Annotated in this window: 4 protein-coding genes; 3 read left to right on the forward strand and 1 reads right to left on the reverse strand. The window is 61.6% G+C overall.

What is annotated here, in order from left to right; all coding sequences use genetic code 11:
- Together VK804_RS21905 and VK804_RS21910 are read left to right on the forward strand one after the other, a co-directional pair.
- Nucleotides 1-754: AEC family transporter (locus VK804_RS21905; RefSeq protein ID WP_325374118.1), on the forward strand; the 754-nt coding region annotated here is incomplete at its 5' end.
- Between the two features lie 28 nt (nucleotides 755-782).
- On the forward strand, nucleotides 783-2,162 hold the full coding sequence (locus tag VK804_RS21910; RefSeq protein WP_325374120.1) for an MmgE/PrpD family protein: 1,380 nt from the start codon (nucleotides 783-785) through the stop codon (nucleotides 2,160-2,162).
- A 211-nt stretch (nucleotides 2,163-2,373) separates the two neighbouring features.
- On the opposite strand, the gene VK804_RS21915 is transcribed toward VK804_RS21910, so the two are convergent.
- Entirely contained in the window at nucleotides 2,374-2,661 is a 288-nt protein-coding gene (locus VK804_RS21915; protein ID WP_325374122.1) for a hypothetical protein, read from the reverse strand.
- Between the two features lie 197 nt (nucleotides 2,662-2,858).
- Between VK804_RS21915 and VK804_RS21920 the strand changes: the two genes are divergently transcribed.
- Nucleotides 2,859-4,307, forward strand: a 1,449-nt coding sequence (locus tag VK804_RS21920; RefSeq protein WP_414642831.1) for an EAL domain-containing protein, incomplete at its 3' end; no start/stop codon positions are given.

Genomic DNA, 4,307 nt, shown 5'->3' on the forward strand with positions numbered 1-4,307 from the left:
GTTTGTTGTTGCGATATTCGTGGCGATCGTCGGCTTCTACGTCCTAGTGTTTGTGCTGTTTAACTTCATATTTCGCTTCTCGTTAAGCGAAAGCGTATTGGCGGCGCTGGCTGCGTCTTCGCCGGCCGTTCCATTCATGGGTCCGGCTATCCTCGGAGACCTGTTCGGCAAGACCAGCGCCGTTACTATCGCAATCGCTTCTCTTGTCATCAATCTCATTGTCGTCCCGGTCACGATTCTCGGCCTGGCGCTGGGAAGAACACCCGTTGCGATAACGGGGTCGGCGACGACACGTCACTCGGCCTTCATCGAAAAGCTCCTTGAAACGGTCAAACAGCCGATTGTCTGGGCCCCTGTGCTCGCTTTTGTGCTCGTGCTGTGCAATGTCCGCGTCCCCTCAATTGTTGACCACGGACTTTCACTTCTTGGACAGGCCACGAGCGGCGTCGCGCTGTTCGCTTCCGGCATCATGCTTGCCGCCTACAAAATCCAAATCGATCGGACGGCATTATCGTTGGCGTTGTTGAAGAACATCGTTCAGCCTGCGCTGGTCCTGGTTGGCCTGCGCTCGCTCGGCTACGGCGCCCCGATCGTCCCCGAGGCGGTGCTGACAACGGCAATTCCATCTATGCCGATCGTGATCGTGCTTGCCGTCCAATACCATGTGTTGGAAGGGCGCGCCTCCTCTGCCCTATTTCTCAGCGTGATTGGCTCGATGTTCACAATCGGGGTTTTCATCGCCCTGACACAATAAGCGATTCTGCAGCGGAAGGAGACTTGCCATGACCCAAGTGGAAGCCCTCGCCAAATATGCCGCTCGCGCCTCGTTCGCCGATCTCTCGGCGCAGTCGCGCCAGCAGTTGCCGGTACACATTCTCGACTCGCTCGGTTGCTGTATCGCCGCCTTGGGTGCCGGCCCGGTCGAGGCCTGCCGCGCACAAGTCGCGGATTTCGGCGGCAACGGCCCGTGCGCGCTGATCAGCGGGGGCAACGCCAACCCAATCTACGCAGCGTTCTGGCACACCGCGCTGGTGCGCTACGTGGACTTTATGGACAATTTCCTGGCGCCGACCGAGACCTGCCATACAGCCGATAACTTTGGTGTGGCGCTGACCATTGCTGACTATGTGGGCGGTAGCGGGCGCGACCTAATGCTGGCAGTGGCGCTGGCGTACACAGTGCAGTCGCGCTTTGTTGATCACGCTAACTTCATGACGCGCGGCTTCGACCACACCGCACAACTCGCTTTCTCGCTCAATGCCGCCGCGGGCAAGCTGCTCGGCCTGAGCGAGCCGCAGATTGCGGATGCCATCGCCATGGCAGCGGTGAGCGATGCCTCATTCGCCGTCGTGCGGGCCAAGCCGCTATCGCAGTGGAAAGGGTTGGCCTCAGCGCAGTCAGCGCTGGGTGCAATGAACACCCTGTTTCTGGCACGTCGCGGCGTGGAGGGACCGCTGCAGGTGATAGAAGGCCCCAACGGCATCGACAACTTGCTGCACATGCAGATACACATCGACTGGGACAAGCAAGGTTACGAGGGCGTTTTGGAGAGCACCATCAAAAAGTACAACTCCATGATCCATACGCAATCCGCGGTCCATTGCATGGTTGAACTCGTCAGACAGAACAAACTCGACCCCGGCAAGGTAGTTTCGATCGAGGCCAACGTGATCCGGATCGCCTATGATTTTGCCGGCGGCGGCCTCTACGGCGTGGACAAGGTCGTCAGGACCAAGGAACAGGCGGATCACAGTCTGCCATACTTGCTCGCGGTGGCGTTGCTTGACGGCGATGTGATGCCGGCGCAATTCGAGCCAGACCGCATCATGCGCGCCGATGTGCAGCAGCTCCTCAAGAAGGTTTCGGTCCGGCCGGATCAGGAATTCACCGACCAATATCCTGCGAAGATGCCTGCCAAGATTATCGTCCGGCTACAGGACGGTAAGGTCATCGAACACGAGGTTCAGGATTTTCCAGGGCTCGCCTCCCGTCCCTTCACGTGGGAGGAGTCCGTCGAAAAGTTCGACAGACTCACGGCCGGTCACGCCGACGAAGGGACGTGCCGCGAGATCAAAGATGCCGTGCATTCTCTCGAAAACATTCAAGTTGCGGATCTGATGGCTTTGCTTGGCCGTGTGAAAGGCGTTGGCGCGCGGCACTGAAAGGGAATTACCAATTTCCGCCATTGACGCTGTGGACGGCTACTCCACAGCACGGTGAGTGTCATGAAGGTGGGTACCAGCATTCTTCTCGAAATTTGTGCAGTGCATGAGTCTCTTTTTGGCACCTAGCGGACATTGAAGATCTACCGCTCAATGCCCGCTTCCGGAGGAATAGCGGACATGTGTTCCTCATTTTATTATAAGCGCATCTCTAGATGATTTGCCGGGTCCGGCTTCCGGCGCCATGGGCCGGGCGCTTCTGCGCGCTGTAGGCGGCCTGCGCAACGGCCGGAGTCGCCCGCCGCAGGCTGCGGGTCTGCGGCGCATATTCGGCGGTCGCGATCAGCTGGGTGACGAAGTCGGCCCGCGACATCTGCTGGTCCGGCACGTGCGACCAGTGAACATTCGGCACCACCGGCACCAGCGCGACGCAGGCGGGCTTCTCGGCTGCAACCGCGCCGTCTTCCACCGTCTGGTCTGGTTGGCCGTTGCTTGACATCGCAATTCGAAATCCGGCTGAACTGTTACGTTTTGGGACGCTGCCGCCCGCTTCGATTCCTTGGTCGCAAGGGTCATGCCGTCTCGCCCCGGTTCGTTCCCGGCCACCGGCAGACGTGGTTTCCGGAATATTTATGAACTTTGCCTAGGGTAGCGGCCGAAACAGGCGGTATTCTTCAGACCGGGAATCACCCGGCAGTGTCCCGAAACGAGGCGACCGTGACATCGGTTCTTTCGAAAGCTTCGAACATCCTGGCCTCGCTCGGCCAGGCGGCCTTCGTCTGGGACATCGCCACCGACGTCATCACCTGGAGCGACCACGCCGAGGCGGTGTTTTCGGATATCCCGCCGGCCTCGCTCGCCAGCGGCGCCGAGTTTTCCAGGCTGATCGAGCCGGAGCGCTCGATCCGGTCCGATGCGCTGCTGCATTCGCCCTCGACGCAGCGCGGCGAAGGCGCGCCTTACCGCATCGAATATGGCGTGCGCAGTTCGACTTCCGAGCCCGTGCTCTGGATCGAGGAAACCGGCTGCTGGTTCGCCGGCCCCGACGGCCGGCCGGCGCGCGCGCAAGGCATCGTCCGCGTCAACAACGAACGCCACGCCCGCGACGAGCAATTGCTGCGGCTGTCGCGGCACGATCCGCTGACCGGCGAGCTCAACCGGACGCATCTGGTCGCAGCACTGGCCGAGGCCATCGAGGAAGCCGCGCGCTTCCGCACCTCCTGCGCCTTCATGCTGATCGGCATCGATCATCTGGCGCGCATCAACGACGCGTTCGGCTTCGATGTCGCGGACGCCGTGATTTCGGAAGTCGCCGCGCGGATTCGCATCCGCTTGCGCGGCGGCGACGTGCTCGGCCGCTTCTCCGGCAACAAATTCGGGCTGATCCTGAAGAACTGCACCGTCGAGGACATGAATGTCGCCGCCGAGCGGTTCCTGGCCGGCATTCGCGACGAGGTGGTGCCGACCAATTCCGGTCCGGTCTCGGTCACCGCCTCGATCGGCGCGGTCAGCGTGCCGCGCTACGCGCGCAACGCCAACGAGGCGATCAACCGCGCCCATGAAACGCTCGATGGCGCCAAGCGCCGCCGCGCCGGATCGTTCTCGCTGTGGCGTCCCAATGTCGAGCGCGACGCCCAGCGCCGCGTCAATATCCGCGTCACCGACGAGATCGTCACCGCGCTCAACGAGCGCCGGATCGTGATGGCGTTCGAGCCGGTGGTGGAGGCGCGTTCGCGTGATTGCGCGTTCTACGAATGCCTGATCCGCATGGAGCAGGATGACGGCCAGGTGCTGCTGGCGCCGGACATCGTTCCTGTGGCGGAGAAGCTCGGCCTGATCCGCCTGGTCGACCACCGCGTGCTCGAACTGGTGGTGGCGGAACTGGCGGCCGCGCCCAAGGTGCAGCTTTCCCTCAACATCTCGCCCGACACCACGATGGACCCGGACTGGTGGGCCTCGATCGAATCGCTGATGCGTGCGCATCCCGGCGTGGCCGAGCGGTTGATCGTCGAAATCACCGAAACGGTTGCGATCCAGGATATCGACGATCTCAGAGGCTTCGTCACGCGGCTGAAGAATTTCGGCAGCCGGATCGCGATCGACGATTTCGGCGCCGGCTACACCTCGTTCCGCAATTTGCGCAAG

Source organism: Bradyrhizobium sp. (assembly GCF_035484855.1).
Taxonomy (GTDB): Bacteria; Pseudomonadota; Alphaproteobacteria; order Rhizobiales; family Xanthobacteraceae; genus Bradyrhizobium.